A 17,821-nucleotide genomic window follows, 5' to 3' on the forward strand; every position below is an offset into this window, starting at 1 on the left:
AACATCGAATTGCGTTTTCAATAAGGCTTTTTTAATTGTGATCTTCACTATGGAATATGATACCGCTGCTATTATTCAGGGTTATGCTCAAGGCTATTTTCTTATGGCTGACGACAGCGAGGGCTTGGGCTGGTATGGTAGTCGCGATCGCACATTAATTCCGTTAGATGAAAGATTTCGCTATCCTAAATCCTTGCGGCGTATCCTGAACCAAGAGCGGTTTACAGTTGCAATTAACCGTGATTTTAAAGCAGTGGTGGCTGGGTGTGCCAACCGTGACACAACTTGGATTTCACCAGAATTACAAAAGATTTATTGGTTACTCTACCAGAGAGGTTATGCTCATAGTTTTGAAACTTGGCAAGGTGACGAACTCGCTGGGGGAATTTTAGGGATTGCGATCGGCGGTGCTTTCATTGGTGAATCAATGTTTTACCGAATCCCCGAAGGCTCCAAAGTAGCAATGGTGAAATTGGTAGAGAGATTGCGACAAAAGCAATTTGTACTGTTTGACGCGCAAATGATGAATCCGCATTTAGAAAGATTTGGTGCTTATCGTGTTAGCGATCAAGAATATCAAGCCCTACTCAATAAAGCATTGCAACGCAACTGTTATTTAGTATAAAAACTAATAACTTCTTTAAAGTACTTTTTCTCTGTTGTGTCAGAATAGTGCTTTAGTTAAATTACTTAGCACACTTAATCTACAAGCTTATTCCAATATTTTTCTATACAAGTATTATTAGAGTCATATGTATATAATCAAATCTGGCATTACTTCTATAGATGCTACCCTTTGAGTTCATCGTGGAAGGTACTCCCCTCTCACACCAGACGCAGAATCGAAACCGCTTACGTGCTTGGCAACAAACAGTACGAGACGCAGCTATTAAATATATTTCTCAAAATGCTCAACCTGTAAAATGTCAGCTTCAAATTACAGTTGTCTATTATCATAACGGCATAACTGTGAGAATGGATAATGACAACATGGTTAAGCCTATTCAGGATGCTTTAATCGGTCTAGTTTACATAGATGATAGACAAATTACAGATACTAGAGTTCGTAAAACAGATCTCAACGGTACTTTCAGGGTGAAGGGTATGTCCTCAGTTCTTGCTGAAGGTTTTTGCAAAGGAACGGAGTTTCTTCATATTAAAATTGTAGAAGCACCCGATCACACGGAGATTTTGCAATGAGTAAGACTGCTGAAGCTCTAGAGGAAAAGCGTCTTCAGAGCATTGCACGAGAATATAAAAAGAAGGGGTATCAAGTTTTACTCCACCCTTCTAGAAGCGAACTACCGGATTTTCTATCAAGCTTCTCACTAGACATGATTGCTATTTGCGATCACGAAAATGTAGTTGTAGAGGTCAAATCTAAGCCCACACTTACTAAATCCAGTTATCTTACAGCTTTGGCTAAAGCGGTAAATAATCAGCCTGGGTGGCGTTTTGAGTTGGTAGTTACAAACCCTGTAAAATCTGCTGTTGTCGAAGGGAATGCCCAGATTTTGCTTATTTCAGAAATTAAGGAACGTATTCGACTAGTTCGTGAACTTTCAGGTAAAGAGCAAGCAGCAGCATTAATTTTAGCTTGGTCAGCAATAGAAGCTGCTTTGCGCTTGGTTGGGCAGGAACAAGGACTTGAGTTAGCCAAGAAACCTTCGCTTTTAATCATCAAGGAACTTTACTCATTAGGTGTGATTAGTCAAGAAGATTATCAGATTCTAGACGAGGGTTTGCAATCTAGAAACTTAATAGTTCATGGCTTTCGAGAAACTAAGCCGACACCAACATTAGTAAATGACTTGATAGGAACAATTGAGAAACTTCTTAACATTAGCAATGCTAATTCACCCGCCTAACACTTTGTCATCTCATCTCACTAAATGCCTGATAAAAATGATTTGTCTCTAATTCTATCCTCCTGCTCCCTCCTTTGCTGCAAAAAGAGTGATGACGTTAAAGTCTCAATATTCTGAGACGAGGCTATCTATGGGGCGGTACTGTGAGATGTCACGAAGCAATGATAGCTCCTAGCCTCTAGTTCCTAGTCCCTCTTCATCCCTTCGCTCCTCCTCTACTAGCCATTGCGGTTTTTGCATAATAAATGGGAGTTCTGCTCCTACAAGACCTCGTTGTATGCGTTCTGAAGTTTCACTAAACACTACAAACAAAGGATACACAGTATTAGCGCCTTCACTTAAAATATGATTGTGGCGGTCAGGCATCAGCCACTCATAATCTTTGTCTAAAAAAAATTGAGTTTGTCGCCAGCGTCTTAACAAATCAGAAAAGTCTTCATGGGGACGATGAATAAAAATTAAAATCTCAGATCCAGTTTTAACTTTCCACTCTGGATCGCACATTAATATTGCTACATCGCAGGGTAGAGAAGTTGTTTGGGGAGCTGTTGTCTCAGTTTGGCGAAGACGTACAATCGGCAAAGGGATGGCGATCACACTTTCATCAGGACGGCGCAGACTGGGAATCATTTCCAAGTAAGGTCGATGCTGTTTTAATAAAGCGATCGCCGCCAGATGATGGCTATACTCAGCTAAACTAGCTTCGTAATCAGATTTTTGCACAGGCATTTTTCTGCAAAGGATGAAGTATAAACTCTGAAATATAAAGTAGAAAATTTTAATTCTAAGGATGAAATACAACTTATTAGATATTTTCATCCTTTATCCTTTAGCCTTTTTTAGCCCAGCTTTTCAAATACTTTAAACATAGGCAGATACATCGCTAACAAAATCGTACCAACCATGCCCCCCAAGACCACTATCATCAGTGGTTCTAAAATACTGGTTAATGCTTTCACTGCCTGCTCAACTTCATCTTCATAAAAATCGGCAACTTTCATTAACATCGCATCTAATTCTCCAGTTTCTTCGCCAATACTCATCATCTGAATTGCCATAGCAGGAAAAACTTCCTCTTTTTGCAAAGCAACACTAATCATACCCCCTTGCTGAATCTCTATACGGGCCGCGTCTATGGCATTAGCAATCACTTGGTTACCTGATGTATCTCGGACAATTTCCAAACAAGTCAGAATGGGCACACCAGAACGAGTTAATGCACCGAAAGTACGGCTAAAGCGGGCAACTGCGGATTTTTGAATCAAGTCACCAAACAAAGGCATTTTCAGGGAAAGGCGATCAATAGTTTCTTTACCAACACGAGTTTTGTAATACTGCTTATAGGCATACATAAATGCCATAATTCCAGCAATAATTACTAAAGACCAGTAACTGCGTAATATTTCACTACAAGTCATCAAGAATTGTGTTAAGGCAGGTAATTCTATTCCTAAATCTTTAAAAATGTTGGCAAAAATGGGGATGAGAAAAACAGTCATACCTACAAAGATCGCGGTTGCTAAAAAACCCACAACCATAGGATAGGACAATGCAGCTTTGATTTGGTTTTGTAAGCGTGCAACATCTTCTAACAACTTAGCTAAGCGATTTAATACTTCGTCGAGAACACCACCAATTTCGCCAGCTTGAACCATACTTACATACAAATTATCAAAGCATTGAGGATGCTTCCGCATTGAATCTGAAAGGTTTGTGCCGGTTTGAACATCATTACCAATATCAATCAGCGCTGCTTTTAATTTAGGATTACTACACTGTTCAGACAGTACTCCCAAACTTCTGACGATGGCTACGCCTGCATTCGTTAATGCGGCAAATTGACGAGAGAAGACAGCTTTATCTTTAACGGAAACCTTGACCATTGATGTCTGGAATTTTTTAAAATCAAAGCTTAGTGCGCCTTGAGATTCCTTCAATTCTTGGACAACAAGACCTTGATCTCTAAGATTTGTACGGGCTTGCGCTAGAGATTCAGCAGCAAATTTTTCTGTTCTGGATCTTCCTTGTGAGTCCCGAACACGGGCAACATAGGTAGGCATAGTTTATAAATTCAAAATTGAAAATTTGACTTGAAAAGTTTGCTACGAAGGGAAAACCTCCTGGCAACTTCTCACAAAATTAAAAATGAGTAAATTAGTAATTTGGTTAATAGTCCATAGCTGATAGCCATTAATCATTGCTATTAACCATTACCAATTCTCTGTAGGGTAAAAGTTTAATGCGTTTTAGCAACACCGTTTGCGCCAGGTTTTGCACCTGCTGTTGGCGGTGCGCCACCGATTAAACGTTGAATTTCATCGGGCTTAGAAGTCTTAGACATAGCCGCTTCAAAGGAGATAGTTCCAGCTTTATATAAATCGGCTAAAACTCTTTCCAAGGTTTGCATACCCAATTTACCGCCAGTCTGAATAGCCGAGTAAATTTGGGATGTTTTACCCTCTCGAATCAAGTTAGAAATAGCAGGAGTGATAACCATGATTTCTTGCGCCATCACCCGACCATATTCACCTGGTTTAGGGTTTTTCTTTGGTACCAAAGTTTGGCTAAACACTGCCACTAGAGAGTTAGATAACTGCACCCGCACCTGGGTTTGTTTTTCATGAGGGAAAACGTCGATGATCCGGTCAACCGTCTGTGCAGCAGAACTAGTGTGCAAAGTACCAAATACCAAATGTCCTGTTTCCGCAGCGGAGATAGCCAAAGAAATCGTTTCCAAATCGCGCATTTCTCCTACCAGAATAATATCTGGGTCTTCCCGTAGAGCAGCTTTCAAAGCATTAGCAAAACTTTTGGTATCTTCACCAAGTTGCCGTTGGTGAACCAAGCTTTTAATTGGTTCATAAACGAATTCTATAGGGTCTTCCACTGTCAAAATATGCTCTGCCCTGGTGCGATTAATTAAGTCAATCATTGCTGCCAGGGTAGTTGTCTTACCAGAACCAGTGGGTCCTGTGACCAAAATTAGCCCTCTGGGCTTTTCTGTCATTTCCCGCACCACATCTGGCAGACCCAATTTGTCAAAGTTGGGAATTTTAGAACTTAAAGCACGCAAGCAAGCAGCATAAGCACCACGATCCTTATAGACATTGACGCGGAAACGAGCTAATCCTTTCACACCATAGGAACAATCAAGCTCCCAGGTCTGCTCTAAAGTTTTACGCTGAGTATTGTTGAGCATACTAAAGATCAGTCTTTGACACTGATCGGCAGTCAATACCTGATCGCCTATAGGGGTAAGTTTGCCACTGATACGGAAATAAGGAGGTAAGCCAGCGGATAAATGTAGATCCGAACCTCCCATTTCAATCAGCTGTTCCATCAAGTCTTCAATCATCATTTCCATAGTTTTGCTTCCCTAGTCATTTGTTATTTGTTTAGTCGTATGTACCCTTGACTGTTGACGCTTGACTAATCAGAAAAGCGCGGTGTCATACAGTAGGGGCAATCTAGCCATTCCGGTTGTAATGTGGCATCACAAGTACGGCAAGTTAGACCACTCTTGCGTTTAGCTTTTAATTCAGCTTCTAAACCGGTATCAGTAAATGTCACCCGTTCTACTTCTTCCAAAGTCGTGGAACCTTGACGTACTAAATCCAAGCTATAAGCCAGCAAGGTTTTCATACCTTCTTCTACCGCTACTTCTTTAATGCGTTCTGTGGGTGCTTCTTCGTTGATTAGGGTTTGCAAGTTCTCGGTAACGCGCATGACCTCGTAAACACCACAACGTCCTTTGTAGCCAACACCATTACACTTTGGACAAACTTGACCTTTGCCTTTAGCGTCTGATTGAGAATCGGCGGGCACGCTGTTAGCTTTGTAGAAAGTTACATTCACTTCTTGTGAAGCCGATAGACCGTAACGGGCAAGTTCTTCAGTTGTGGGAGTATAGGGAATCCTACAATCAGAACAAACACGCCGTACCAAGCGTTGTGCTAAAACGCCAATCAAAGAACTAGAAACCATGAAAGGCTCAATGCCCATTTCTCCCAAACGGGCGATCGCTCCTGGGGCATCATTGGTATGTAAGGTGGTTAATACTAAGTGACCTGTTAAGGCAGCTTCAATCGCAGTTTTGGCGGTTTCCTTATCTCGGGTTTCACCCACCAGTAGCACGTCTGGATCTTGCCGTAGAAAAGCGCGCAACGCTGTAGCAAAATCTAGCCCTTTTTCCCGAATCACCTGTACTTGAGTAATCCCTGGCAAGCTGTATTCAATTGGGTCTTCGACTGTACTAATGTTGATTCCGGGATCGTTCTTTTCTGCTAGTGCGGAATACAGCGAAGTCGTTTTACCAGAACCAGTCGGTCCGGTAACCAAAATCAAACCAAAGGGACGACTGACCATGTCCTTAACAATATCTAAGGTTTCCTGGTCGGTAATCAACTTATTCAATCCGAGTTGGGTGGAGGAGTTATCCAAAATCCGCAGACAAACCTTTTCCCCGTAGCGACTGGGTAAGGTATTCACACGGAAATCCACTTTGCGTCCCTCAAACATTCGCCTGATACGTCCGTCTTGAGGTAAACGCCTCTCAGCAATGTCTAGGCTGGAGATGATTTTAAACCGAGCTGTCACCGCAGGAATGATTTTTTTCGGTAGGGGGTCGAAAGCTTCACGCAAAACCCCATCCTTGCGAAACCGAATGCGGAGATTTTCTTCTTGCGGTTCGATATGAATATCAGAAACACTTTCATGTAAGGCTTTAGCAAGAATTCTATTGACGAGATTGATGACTGGAGCATCTTCTGCACCCTTCATCGCTGCTCCCAAGTCAGCCTCCATATCATCGGGGGCGTCATCTATATCAAGATTGCCAAGATTCTCTAAATCCTGATTGATGTCTGTAAACTTTTCTTGTTCTAGATGTTTTTGCCGAATGGCTAGTTCATCTAGGTATTGATTTATGAGCTGTTGGTAGTCCTCTTGGGTAATTACCATGCGCTGCAAAGCTAATCCTTGGGGGCGTAAGATGCGGTTAAGGTCATCCGAAGCCTCTAGATTATCTGGATCGACCATCGCCACTAAAACGCAGGGTGGGGTTTGGTCTTCATGTTTTGATAGTGGGATCAAACGATGGCGACGACAAATATCTACTGGGATCAGGGTTTCAATCAGCCTCCCCACCATCGTATTGCCAAGCTGGTTGACTTCCGGATCGAGGAATTCAACACCGTATAGTATTTTAAGTTCAAATAACTGCTGTTTCTTGTATTGCCTAAGTAATTCAGGTGATAGTTGTCGCCCGGTGATTGACTCTAGCATCTCTGTTAATGGGATGCCAGACTTGCGGCTTTCAATCAGCGCCTGCCTCATCTGTTCGCTATTAACAAAGCCAGCCTGCACTAGCTTATTGCCAAATGGCGAAAACTCTGTTTTTGTGGTAAGAGCGGTACTGCGCCGTTGCGGTGACGAGTAAGTCATAATTGAGCAATGGGTAGGGAAAACCTCTGAGTAAAGTATTCCCAGGCTGTGGCATAGAATTCTCATTTAAATTGAGTAAATTCCAGCCAAAAATTTTCACTGCTGACGAAAAAATAAAAAACTACAGAGGAACACGAATACTCTGTACTGCATTCGCAAGAGAACCGCTAGTTTTTCCGAAAATGCAATGTTTAAATTTTAAGTAGTATTTAGTAAAAAAAAAGACTTATAACTAATGATTAGGGACAAATCATATTGATTGCCGCTCATCCCTAAGATGTAGTGTTAAAGTCACAATCCCCGTTCGGGTTACCGCCCTAGAAGCGTCTACGCTAACGCTTTCACCATTTGTCACAATAAGAGGGCAGTGACAATCACTTCCAGGAAAATATTGGCAAAAAAACCAACCTCTTTTACCAGCCGTCAAAAGCAACGGTTGCTAGAGGTGGTGAAAAAATGCCGTAAATAGTATCTGGGATGAGTGGACAATGATAGACGAAAATAAACAGGTAAACAATACAAGCCAGCAATTGGGTGAACCAATAGAGGTAAAGCAAGCAATGAAGAGCGACTCCCCAGCCCAAATTAACTCTAACGAATCTGGCAGCGAGGTGACTGAGCCAGTGGCAGCACAAACTAATGTATCTGGAGATACTGCGTTTACACCTGAAAATGGTGTCGTAGCGGCTGAGAGAACTGAAGAAGGAACGACAGCTTTGGCAGATTTGACTCAACAAATCGAGTCCCTCAAAGGGCAACTAGAAGAGCGCAACACTCAATATCTGCGAATTGCGGCAGATTTTGAGAATTACCGCAAACGTAACCAAAAAGAAAAAGAAGATTTAGAAACGCAGGTGAAGCGCAACACGATTACAGAATTGTTGCCAGTAGTCGATAACTTTGAGCGGGCGCGATCGCACCTCAAACCGCAAGGTGACGGTGAAATGACAATTCATAAAAGCTACCAAGGCGTTTACAAACAATTAGTAGATTCGTTGAAACGTTTGGGTGTATCACCAATGCGTCCTGAAGGTCAGGAATTCGATCCCAACCTGCATGAAGCTGTAATGCGGGAACCTACGGATGAACATCCTGAAGGAACAGTGTTAGAAGAGTTAGTACGTGGATATTACTTGGGTGAACGCGTACTGCGCCATGCAATGGTGAAGGTGGCTGCTCCCAAAGAAGATTCACCTGCACAAGATAATCAGTAGAGTCCAGTCAACTATTAAGCTGTAGTTGCTCGCTCCACTGACCAAAAGTGCCTTGGTTTTTGTAAGGGCGAGCATCACAGATCTCAGTTAGGACAGATCTGGTGACGGTTAGTCGAAGTTCAGCAGCGCGTCTTCTGCTGGTAGCTCTCATTTGGGGTGCGACTCTCAAACAAGAAGCCGCCCACTAGTGAAAGCAGCTCCTTTGCCAACCCGATGCTTTAACTTCTTACTTACCCTCAGGAACAGGGTTTCCACAGAACATTTCCGTGAGTATTGGTCTGTAGCAAAAAAATCAAATAAGATAGTCCGCAAAGCCTCACGGCCAAAGAAATCCGTAAAAATACTGAACAGTATGGGAAAAGTTATTGGAATCGACTTAGGCACTACTAACAGTTGCGTCGCAGTTTTAGAAGGCGGTCAACCAGTTGTGATCGCTAATTCTGAGGGTGGACGCACAACTCCTAGTATTGTGGGATTTGGAAAGGGGGGCGATCGCTTGGTTGGTCAGCTGGCTAAGCGACAAGCCGTCACTAATGCTGAAAACACAGTTTTCAGCATCAAAAGATTTATCGGTCGTCGTTGGGAAGAAACAGCAACAGAACGCGATCGCTCACCCTATACCTGTGTCAAAGGTCGAGACGATACTGTTGATGTGCAAATTCGTGGACGTAACTATACACCACAAGAAATATCTTCGATGATCCTGCAAAAGCTCAAACAGGATGCAGAAAATTTCTTGGGTGAAGCTGTTACTCAGGCAGTAATTACCGTACCAGCATATTTCACAGACGCCCAAAGACAAGCTACGAAAGACGCAGGTACAATTGCTGGGCTAGAAGTATTACGGATCATTAATGAACCAACTGCGGCAGCTTTAGCCTTTGGTTTAGATAAGCAAGACCAAGAGCAGCTAATCTTAGTCTTTGACTTGGGAGGCGGCACCTTTGACGTATCCATCCTCCAACTGGGAGATGGAGTGTTTGAAGTCAAGGCAACCAATGGTAATAATCAATTGGGTGGTGACGACTTTGATGATTGTATTTTGCGCTGGATCATTGAGCGCTTCCAACAACAAGAGAATATAGACCTGTCTCAAGATAAGATGGCACTGCAACGCCTGCGGGAAGCAGCAGAAAAGGCAAAAATCGAACTTTCTAGTATGCTCAGTACCTCGATTAACTTGCCTTTTATTACCGCGGATGATACAGGACCGAAGCATCTGGAGCTAGAACTTAGCCGCTCGAAATTTGAAGAACTGACAGGGCATTTAATTGCAGCTACCATTGAACCGATGATCCAAGCGCTCAAAGATGGCGATCGCAAAGCACAAGACATAGATCGGATCATTTTGGTGGGTGGTTCCACTCGCATTCCCGCAGTCCAAAACGCTCTCATCAAGTTTTTCAATGGCAAAACTCCCGATCGCTCTATTAACCCTGATGAAGCAGTTGCACTAGGTGCCGCTATCCAAGCTGGGGTAATGGGTGGAGAAGTCGATAATCTCTTGCTATTGGATGTCATTCCTCTATCTTTGGGAATTGAAACCTTGGGAGAAGTTTTTACCAAAATCATCGAACGTAACACCACAATTCCCACCAGTAGATCGCAAATTTTTTCCACCGCAGTTGATGGACAAACCTCAGTAGAAATTCATGTCCTGCAAGGTGAACGGGCAATGGCACGAGATAACAAAAGTCTCGGCAAGTTTCTGTTGGCAGGAATTCCTCCAGCTCCGCGTGGTGTGCCGCAAATTGAAGTATCTTTTGAAATCGATGTCAATGGTATCCTCAAGGTTGGTGCTCAAGACAAAGGCACGGGTAGAGAGCAGAGTATTCGCATTACCAATACAGGTGGCTTAAGTACTCAAGAAGTAGAAAAGATGCGGCAAGCAGCTGAAGTGTTTGCTGAAGAAGATAAAAGGCGTAAAGAACTGGTTGAACTGAAAAACCAGGCTGAGAATCTATTTTTTAGTTACGAATCGACTCTCAAAGATAACAGCAACTTAATTGGCGAGGACATAAAAGCTTTGGCAAATGAGAAAGGCAAACAACTCCAAGCAGCCATGACTAACTCTCAAATTTCTTTACAAGAATTTCAGCAAAACTTGGACGAGTTTCAAAAAACTCTATTTGCCATCGGTGCTAACGTGTACAACCGAGCTAATGGTCAACCGGATGAAGCGCCTGAAGTCTCGGAGGAGTTGTTTACTTCACAACCAGAGCAACCAGTGGGTGGAACACTGATACCGCAATTTAACTTTGATTTTGATGATGAAGGCACCGCACAGGCTGATTACGAAGCGATAGATTAAGGACTGGGCGTCCCATTGCCTAGTCCCCAGTCTCCAAGTTTGCTAGATTGTAGAAGCGAATTACCGTGGGCTAGACGTATCCCAGCACAGATGCCAAAACGCATTTGGGGGGTTTTCCACACCTAATGGTGCGGCTAGCCCCTCTGGTAGATGGGCAGAGTTTGCCCCGCCTAGGTAGCACAATTGTAAAAGAGACAGCCTCAGACATTGAGAAGTCCGAGCAGAGGTTTGCTTTGCTTGTCATTTCCTGAGCTTTGGTCGTCTCCCACGAGGAAAGCGCCTGTTGCTCGATACTTGCTGGTGATTTTTGTAAAGAGGAAAAGGTAAAATCAATTATTAATAAAAATTAACTTCTACCTTTCACCCTCTCTGTTCTGCCCTGATGGTGACGGTCTCGCTACCACTAGGGCTAATGCCAATCACCTGGGTTGGGAAAACGTCACTTGCGACCCGGCGATTTCTCTAAAAGAGTACAAGCTGGGAAACTCTCAAGACCCTTACGGGTGAAGCTGGGCCCTTGTTAACGCTAGGGCTAATGCTAGCCACCTGGGTCAGGAAAACGCCAATTGCTACTCTACGGTTTCTCGAAGGGGTACAATTCTGGCGAATAAACGTAGTGGCTCCCAAGATCCTTATGGGTACTCTTCTCCTATCGGAGATGCTGCGCGGTAAGCGGAGCTATGCCCGAAGGGCTTTACGAGAACTCCTTTGGGGAGCGGCAGTTGCTTGAAGTCGGAGAAATCGGCGACAGTTGCTACAACGGAGGTTTCCTCCCTTCGGGTTCACCAGTCGCCTGCGCAGGGAAACCCTACCAAGAGCGCTGGATTCACCGCAACGCACTGTCTCTCCAAGGCACTGCTTCACCTCGCTGGCTCACCTTCTGCTTTCTTCCTTCTAACTTTTACCTTTGCTATATGGCCCGCGACTATTATGAAATTCTGGGTGTCTCTCGTGACGCCGACAAAGAAGAAATCAAACAAGCTTACCGCCGCCTAGCCCGGAAGTATCACCCAGACGTGAACAAAGAACCGGGAGCAGAGGAGCGGTTTAAGGAAATTAACCGTGCTTACGAAGTGCTTTCCGAGCCGGAAATCAGAGAGCGTTATAACCGTTTTGGTGAGGCTGGTGTCTCTGGTGCGGCTGCGGCTGGCTTCCAAGATATGAGTGATATGGGCGGCTTTGCCGATATCTTTGAAAGCATTTTCAGTGGTTTTGCTGGTGGAATGGGTGGTCCAACGACGCAAAGAAGGCGCAGTGGGCCTGTACGGGGTGATGACCTGCGATTAGACTTGAAGTTAGATTTTCGGGAAGCGGTATTTGGTGGTGAAAAAGAAATTCGCATTTCTCATTTAGAAACCTGTGATATTTGTAGCGGCTCTGGAGCAAAACCAGGAACTCGCCCTCGGACTTGTTCGACTTGTAGCGGTTCAGGTCAAGTACGCCGTGTCACGAGAACGCCCTTTGGCAGTTTCACCCAAGTTTCAACTTGTCCTACCTGCAATGGTACGGGAACGGTGATTGAAGATAAATGTGATGCTTGCGACGGTAAAGGCACAAATCAAATCACCAAGAAACTCAAAATTACTATTCCTGCTGGTGTGGATAATGGCACGCGCCTGCGAATTTCCCAAGAAGGCGATGCGGGACAAAGAGGTGGCCCTCCGGGAGATTTATACGTTTACTTGTTCGTAAATGAGGACGAGGAATTTCACCGGGATGGCATTAACATTCTCTCAGAAATCAAAATTAGTTACCTGCAAGCAATTTTAGGCTGTCGTTTGGAGGTAGATACGGTTGATGGACCAGTGGAATTAATAATTCCGGCTGGAACCCAACCGAATACCGTGATGAAGCTAGAAAATCGTGGTGTACCACGCTTGGGAAATCCTGTCAGTCGGGGTGACCATATGCTGACGATACTGATTGATATTCCCACCAAGGTAACTCCAGAGGAGAGGGAATTGTTAGAGAAGCTGGCTAAAATTAAGGGAGAGCGCACTGGTAAAGGCGGTCTAGAAGGATTCTTGGGTAATCTGTTTAAGTAATGAGTTTATCTTCTCTATCATCTCCTGATGCTCAACTGGACTTGCGCGGCACTCCTTGCCCGATTAATTTTGTCCGGACAAAACTACTTCTGGAAAAAATGCCCCCAGGGGGTTTACTAGAAGTTTGGCTAGACCCTGGGGAGCCAATTGAGCAGGTTCCTGATAGCTTGGCAATGGCTGGCTATCAGGTAGAACAAATTGCAGATTGCATGGGTTATTTTTCCTTGTTAGTACGCCGTCCTGCGATCGCCCAATGACAGGAGAAGTTGATTTGGCTACTGGACAGTTACTGGGTACAGTGCTAGCTGTACAAGCGAATTTTTACCAGGTCCAGCTAGATGTAGAAAACAAGGAAATAAAGGGACACGGGGATGCGGGGAATTTATCACAAACACTCTCCGCGTCTTCCACTCCCCCAATGCTCCTCTGTACTCGCAGAACACGCTTGAAAAAAATTGGGCAACAGGTGATGGTGGGCGATCGCGTGGTGATCGAAGAACCCGATTGGGCTGGGGGACGAGGCGCGATCTCTGATGTGCTACCCCGTCAAACTCAGTTAGATCGTCCACCAATTGCCAATGTCAACCAGATCATGCTGGTATTTGCTGTGGCAGATCCGCCTCTGGAACCTTACCAGTTAAGTCGCTTTCTGGTGAAGGCTGAATCTACTAGCTTGGATGTGATTTTATGCCTGAATAAAAGTGATTTAGTTTCACCACAGGTACAGCAGCAAATTAGCGATCGCCTTGTTGCTTGGGGTTATCAACCGCTATTCATTAGTATCAAAAATTGTATAAATATTGACCAGTTATCTGGCTATCTCAATCATAAAATTACTGTAATCGCCGGACCTTCTGGTGTTGGCAAATCAAGTTTAATAAATGCACTGGTTCCTAATGTAAATTTGCGCGTCGGTGAAGTCTCTGGCAAATTAGCTCGTGGTCGCCACACTACCCGTCATGTAGAATTATTTGAACTACCTAGCAAAGGTTTACTAGCAGATACTCCCGGCTTTAATCAACCTGACCTCGATTGTACTCCAGACGAATTAGTATATTATTTCCCCGAAGCGAGAGAGCGCTTAGCTGTGGCTAGCTGTCGGTTTAGTGATTGTCTGCATCGAGATGAGCCTGACTGTGCCGTGCGGGGAAATTGGGAACGCTATCCACATTATCTAGAATTTTTAGACGACGCGATCGCCTATCAGACTCAGCGAAACCAGCAAGCAGACCCCGAATCTACTCTGAAGCTAAAAACTAAAGGCAAAGGTCAGAGTCAATACGAACCAAAGTTAGAAAGTAAAAAATATCGTCGTGTTTCTCGCAAGACGCAAATGCAAGCTTTGCAAGATTTATATCAAGATAGTGAGGAATGAGGAAATCTCAAAGCTGGTAACGCTAACATAGATACTAAATAGTTGCAGTCGCAGTAAGTTAACCAACAACTAAAAAAACAACGCCAACGACCTGAAAGATTGGCGTAACCCTTGCAATATACAGGTATTGACCCATAAGCAAGTTCTTTAAAAATTGAACTTTTATATTTATCAGCTCTCATTAAGTGTTGGAAAATATTGCTATGAATCAAACAATCTCTAAACCAGATTTTTAACATAGCGATCGCCTAGGAAATGCAACGGTAAAAAAATTAAATCTAGAGTCTCCGTAAAAAAATCAGCTCGGAATTCCCGCTGAATCAGGAGATAAATAGGAAAAAATTATTAATTAATCTCACGATCCCAATAAAGTCTTAAAATATTGTTAATTTCTGCCAAACCTCTCGACCTTCAACTTACACGTATCACCCCTAAATAACTATGGCTATAGGCTACGTCGCGCTTGTACTCCACGCACATCTGCCCTTCGTTCGTCACCCAGAAAGTGATTATGTGTTGGAGGAAGAATGGCTATATGAAGCCATTACTGAAACTTATATTCCCTTATTGAAAGTATTTGAAGGACTAAAGCGAGACGGCATCGATTTTAAAATTACGATGAGCATGACCCCACCTTTGGTGTCAATGCTCCGCGATCCGCTGTTGCAAGAACGCTATGATGCACACTTAGCCCAACTAGAAGAACTCATAGAACTAGAAGCTGAGCGTAATATCCATAATGGGCATCTTCGCTATTTAGCCGAACATTACGCCACTGAGTTTAACGAAGCGCGTCAGATATGGGAACGCTACAAAGGTGATTTGGTAACAGCTTTTAAGGAGTACCAAGACAGTAACAACCTGGAAATTATTACTTGTGGTGCTACCCACGGCTACCTACCATTGATGAAAATGTATCCGCAAGCTGTGTGGGCACAAATTCAGGTAGCTTGCGAACATTACGAAGAAACCTTTGGGCAAGCACCTAGAGGCATTTGGTTGCCGGAGTGCGCCTACTATGAAGGTGTAGAGCGAATGCTGGCAGATGCAGGGTTGCGCTACTTCCTCACCGACGGACATGGTATTCTTTACGCCCGTCCTCGTCCGCGATTTGGCACCTATGCCCCGATTTATACAGAAACTGGTGTTGCTGTCTTTGGACGAGATCATGAATCTTCTCAACAGGTATGGTCTTCTGAGGTGGGCTATCCTGGAGCAGCAGAATACCGCGAGTTTTATAAAGATTTGGGCTGGGAAGCAGAATATGAGTACATCAAGCCCTACATCATGCCCAATGGTCAGCGTAAAAATACGGGTATTAAATATCATAAAATTACTGGTCGTGGCTTAGGACTTTCAGATAAAGCCCTCTATGATCCCTACTGGGCAAAAGAAAAAGCGGCAGAACATGCTGCTAACTTCATGTATAACCGCGAACGGCAAGCTGAACATCTACATGGGATAATGCAGCGCCCGCCGATTATCGTGTCGCCCTATGATGCAGAGTTATTTGGACATTGGTGGTATGAAGGTCCTTGGTTTATTGATTACCTGTTCCGCAAATCCTGGTATGACCAAAAAACCTATGCCATGACTCACTTAGCAGATTATTTACGGGCAGAACCGACTCAGCAAGTTTGTCGTCCTTCGCAGTCGAGTTGGGGTTTTAAGGGATTCCATGAGTATTGGTTAAACGATACAAATGCCTGGATTTATCCGCATTTGCATAAAGCAGCCGAACGCATGATTGAAATCTCGCATCTAGAACCCGAGGATGAATTGCAATGGAAAGCGTTAAACCAAGCAGCGCGAGAGTTACTATTAGCACAATCTTCCGATTGGGCGTTTATCATGCGGACAGGAACAATGGTACCCTATGCCGTGAGAAGAACGCGATCGCACCTGATGCGATTTAATAAGCTCTACGAAGATGTGAAAATAGGCAAAGTTGATAGCGGTTGGCTGGAGAAAGTCGAGTTGATGGATAATATTTTCCCAAGTATTAACTATCGTGTTTATCGTCCATTGTAAGATTTCGGACACAAACACATAGATCTAAGAACTAGTAGGGTGGGCATTGCCCACCCCGAACGCATATTGAGAATAAATATAATTCTAAAGTTTGTAGTTTAAAACTTTTATTAATCATTGCCAAAATAATTGAGATAATTAATTGCATCTGAGAAAATCTTCAATCCTCTTACCAAAGGTATAGATAGCTGTTAAATAAATTTATTATTCAAAACCTAAGAAATGTTTGATAAATTAAAAAAATATATTAATTAAGTACAATTAAATTTAATCCTCATCTCTTACTTATAGCGATTCCTGCATTGGTGAGGTACAGCAAGAAAGAATTAACTGCCGATACAAGACAATGGATGCAGATAAATTTGTACCTCAACAGGCTAGGAAACGCTATAACTTATAAAACTAATAAAAGAAGTAGGAGAACTTTTATTACTTAACTTGTATTTAAGAGCAAGTTAAACTCTGGCTACAGATATAGACTAAATATAAGCTCTTCAAACCTTTTGGTAGAAGGTGAGACACTGAGTTAGAAATTAATATTGGTTTTAATAGTATGATTTGCAGAAGCTCTAAATAAGGAGACTCATCCGTATGGGCTTTTTATCACTTATTTAACTTGAAACAAGTGTCAGGCATCTAGTTATGGTCTAGATTGATATTGCCAACGTGAGTTAAATGTTTTAAGAAAATTTTCTCTAAACCTCTTTCCGATATAGAGAAAGGTTTAAAAGATTTATTTACCTTTATCCTTAGCTTCAATATGTATAGCGGCTAAGGAATAGATTTCTGTTTTCTACACATATTTTATATCACCAAAGGAGAAAGATATGCCAGAGATCGTTAATACTCAAAATCAACGTGCTGTTGGAGTATTTGTAAGTCGAAAACAAGCTGAGGAAGCACTAAATGAATTAAAAAATTCTGGGTTTTCAATGGATAAAATTTCAATTATTGCTAAGGATGTAGAACAAGGAGAAACTGTCAGCAATGTAGAGATAAACTCACACATCGGTAGCCAAGATGTAAATACAGCAGGAGCGGTGGGAGATGCTATTAGTGCTAGTACATGGGGAAGTTTGTTAGTTGGTTTTGGAAGTCTAGCACTTCCTGGTATTGGAGCTATCATAGCAGCGGGTTCTGTTGGCGTAGCATTAGTTTCTAGCCTAGCGGGTGTTGCTGTGAGTGCTACTGCAAGTAATAACTTAGTGCAAGCACTAGTTAGTTTAGGTATTCCTGAAGAACGCGCTAGATTTTATAGCGATCGCTTGCAAATGGGTCAGTACTTGATATTCTTAGATGGTACTGGAGATGAAATTAACCAGGCGGAATCAATTTTAAAGAAGCGCCAGATTGACTACTGGGGCATTTATAATGCTCCTTCAAATTAAAAAGATAGAGAATAGAACAGAAAAGTTTTTCTCTTCTGTTCTTTCTTTGTATGATTAATTAAATTATGCATTTTACAGCAGATATAGCTGTGGCTGAAAGTATTCCAAAACTATATTAAAATTAATAAAAAATCACTTTGGCTCAAT

General features: G+C 42.9%; 14 protein-coding genes. 10 read left to right on the plus strand and 4 right to left on the minus strand.

All coding sequences use genetic code 11. From position 1 onward, the window contains the following. Positions 1–49 precede the first annotated feature (49 nt). From aat to BV372_RS18160, 3 genes are all read left to right on the plus strand, one after another. Positions 50–625 (plus strand): leucyl/phenylalanyl-tRNA--protein transferase, encoded by a 576-nt coding sequence (gene aat / locus BV372_RS18150; RefSeq protein WP_086687892.1) that lies wholly within the window; start codon positions 50–52, stop codon positions 623–625. 161 nt (positions 626–786) lie between these two features. Continuing rightward, a complete protein-coding gene (locus tag BV372_RS18155; protein WP_086687893.1) occupies positions 787–1,200 on the plus strand; it encodes a RusA family crossover junction endodeoxyribonuclease in 414 nt (137 codons plus the stop codon). After that, positions 1,197–1,868, plus strand: a complete 672-nt coding sequence (locus tag BV372_RS18160; protein WP_086687894.1) for a hypothetical protein — start codon at positions 1,197–1,199, stop codon at positions 1,866–1,868. Before BV372_RS18155 ends, BV372_RS18160 begins: the two co-directional genes overlap by 4 nt. A 171-nt stretch (positions 1,869–2,039) precedes the next feature. Here BV372_RS18160 and BV372_RS18165 read toward each other — a convergent pair whose 3' ends face one another. The 4 genes from BV372_RS18165 to BV372_RS18180 form a co-directional block, all read right to left on the minus strand. After that, positions 2,040–2,597: a hypothetical protein gene (locus BV372_RS18165; protein ID WP_086687895.1), complete on the minus strand. Its 558-nt coding sequence runs from the start codon at positions 2,595–2,597 to the stop codon at positions 2,040–2,042. A gap of 110 nt (positions 2,598–2,707) precedes the next feature. Beyond that, positions 2,708–3,928, minus strand: a complete 1,221-nt coding sequence (locus tag BV372_RS18170; protein ID WP_086687896.1) for a type II secretion system F family protein — start codon at positions 3,926–3,928, stop codon at positions 2,708–2,710. A 176-nt stretch (positions 3,929–4,104) separates the two neighbouring features. Further along, positions 4,105–5,232 carry a type IV pilus twitching motility protein PilT gene (locus BV372_RS18175; protein WP_086687897.1) on the minus strand — a complete coding sequence of 376 codons (1,128 nt, stop codon included), beginning with the start codon at positions 5,230–5,232 and terminating at the stop codon, positions 4,105–4,107. A gap of 65 nt (positions 5,233–5,297) precedes the next feature. Next, the gene (locus BV372_RS18180) at positions 5,298–7,310 is read right to left on the minus strand and encodes a GspE/PulE family protein (RefSeq protein WP_086687898.1); all 2,013 of its coding nucleotides are present in this window, start codon (positions 7,308–7,310) and stop codon (positions 5,298–5,300) included. Between the two features lie 488 nt (positions 7,311–7,798). On the opposite strand from BV372_RS18180, the gene grpE reads away from it, so the two are divergent. The 7 genes from grpE (at position 7,799) to BV372_RS18215 (ending at position 17,674) form a co-directional block, all read left to right on the plus strand. After that, the gene (grpE, locus tag BV372_RS18185) at positions 7,799–8,524 is read left to right on the plus strand and encodes a nucleotide exchange factor GrpE (RefSeq protein ID WP_086687899.1); all 726 of its coding nucleotides are present in this window, start codon (positions 7,799–7,801) and stop codon (positions 8,522–8,524) included. A gap of 352 nt (positions 8,525–8,876) precedes the next feature. Continuing rightward, positions 8,877–10,835, plus strand: coding sequence for a molecular chaperone DnaK (gene dnaK, locus BV372_RS18190; RefSeq protein ID WP_086687900.1), 1,959 nt, complete (start codon positions 8,877–8,879; stop codon positions 10,833–10,835). A 914-nt stretch (positions 10,836–11,749) separates the two neighbouring features. Continuing rightward, on the plus strand, positions 11,750–12,880 hold the full coding sequence (gene dnaJ, locus BV372_RS18195; protein WP_086687933.1) for a molecular chaperone DnaJ: 1,131 nt from the start codon (positions 11,750–11,752) through the stop codon (positions 12,878–12,880). Further along, positions 12,880–13,137, plus strand: coding sequence for a sulfurtransferase TusA family protein (locus BV372_RS18200; protein WP_086687901.1), 258 nt, complete (start codon positions 12,880–12,882; stop codon positions 13,135–13,137). The genes dnaJ and BV372_RS18200 overlap by 1 nt, the downstream gene beginning before the upstream one ends. Beyond that, positions 13,134–14,255 (plus strand): small ribosomal subunit biogenesis GTPase RsgA, encoded by a 1,122-nt coding sequence (gene rsgA, locus BV372_RS18205; RefSeq protein ID WP_086687902.1) that lies wholly within the window; start codon positions 13,134–13,136, stop codon positions 14,253–14,255. The genes BV372_RS18200 and rsgA overlap by 4 nt, the downstream gene beginning before the upstream one ends. 441 nt (positions 14,256–14,696) lie before the next feature. Beyond that, positions 14,697–16,286: a glycoside hydrolase family 57 protein gene (locus BV372_RS18210; protein ID WP_086687903.1), complete on the plus strand. Its 1,590-nt coding sequence runs from the start codon at positions 14,697–14,699 to the stop codon at positions 16,284–16,286. 827 nt (positions 16,287–17,113) lie between these two features. After that, positions 17,114–17,674 (plus strand): general stress protein, encoded by a 561-nt coding sequence (locus BV372_RS18215; RefSeq protein ID WP_373270782.1) that lies wholly within the window; start codon positions 17,114–17,116, stop codon positions 17,672–17,674. Positions 17,675–17,821 lie beyond the last annotated feature (147 nt).

The organism is Nostoc sp. T09 (assembly GCF_002154695.1).
GTDB lineage: Bacteria > Cyanobacteriota > Cyanobacteriia > Cyanobacteriales > Nostocaceae > Aulosira.

What these genes read in the sequence shown, in the direction of transcription:
- BV372_RS18160 (WP_086687894.1), top strand. Translation starts at nt 1,197, where the DNA reads ATGAGTAAGACTGCTGAAGCTCTAGAGGAAAAGCGTCTTCAGAGCATT.
- BV372_RS18180 (WP_086687898.1), bottom strand. Translation starts at nt 7,310, where the DNA reads ATGACTTACTCGTCACCGCAACGGCGCAGTACCGCTCTTACCACAAAA.
- grpE (WP_086687899.1), top strand. Translation starts at nt 7,799, where the DNA reads ATGATAGACGAAAATAAACAGGTAAACAATACAAGCCAGCAATTGGGT.
- dnaJ (WP_086687933.1), top strand. Translation starts at nt 11,750, where the DNA reads ATGGCCCGCGACTATTATGAAATTCTGGGTGTCTCTCGTGACGCCGAC.
- BV372_RS18170 (WP_086687896.1), bottom strand. Translation starts at nt 3,928, where the DNA reads ATGCCTACCTATGTTGCCCGTGTTCGGGACTCACAAGGAAGATCCAGA.
- BV372_RS18200 (WP_086687901.1), top strand. Translation starts at nt 12,880, where the DNA reads ATGAGTTTATCTTCTCTATCATCTCCTGATGCTCAACTGGACTTGCGC.
- BV372_RS18175 (WP_086687897.1), bottom strand. Translation starts at nt 5,232, where the DNA reads ATGGAAATGATGATTGAAGACTTGATGGAACAGCTGATTGAAATGGGA.
- BV372_RS18165 (WP_086687895.1), bottom strand. Translation starts at nt 2,597, where the DNA reads ATGCCTGTGCAAAAATCTGATTACGAAGCTAGTTTAGCTGAGTATAGC.
- BV372_RS18215 (WP_373270782.1), top strand. Translation starts at nt 17,114, where the DNA reads ATGCCAGAGATCGTTAATACTCAAAATCAACGTGCTGTTGGAGTATTT.
- BV372_RS18210 (WP_086687903.1), top strand. Translation starts at nt 14,697, where the DNA reads ATGGCTATAGGCTACGTCGCGCTTGTACTCCACGCACATCTGCCCTTC.
- BV372_RS18155 (WP_086687893.1), top strand. Translation starts at nt 787, where the DNA reads ATGCTACCCTTTGAGTTCATCGTGGAAGGTACTCCCCTCTCACACCAG.
- dnaK (WP_086687900.1), top strand. Translation starts at nt 8,877, where the DNA reads ATGGGAAAAGTTATTGGAATCGACTTAGGCACTACTAACAGTTGCGTC.
- rsgA (WP_086687902.1), top strand. Translation starts at nt 13,134, where the DNA reads ATGACAGGAGAAGTTGATTTGGCTACTGGACAGTTACTGGGTACAGTG.
- aat (WP_086687892.1), top strand. Translation starts at nt 50, where the DNA reads ATGGAATATGATACCGCTGCTATTATTCAGGGTTATGCTCAAGGCTAT.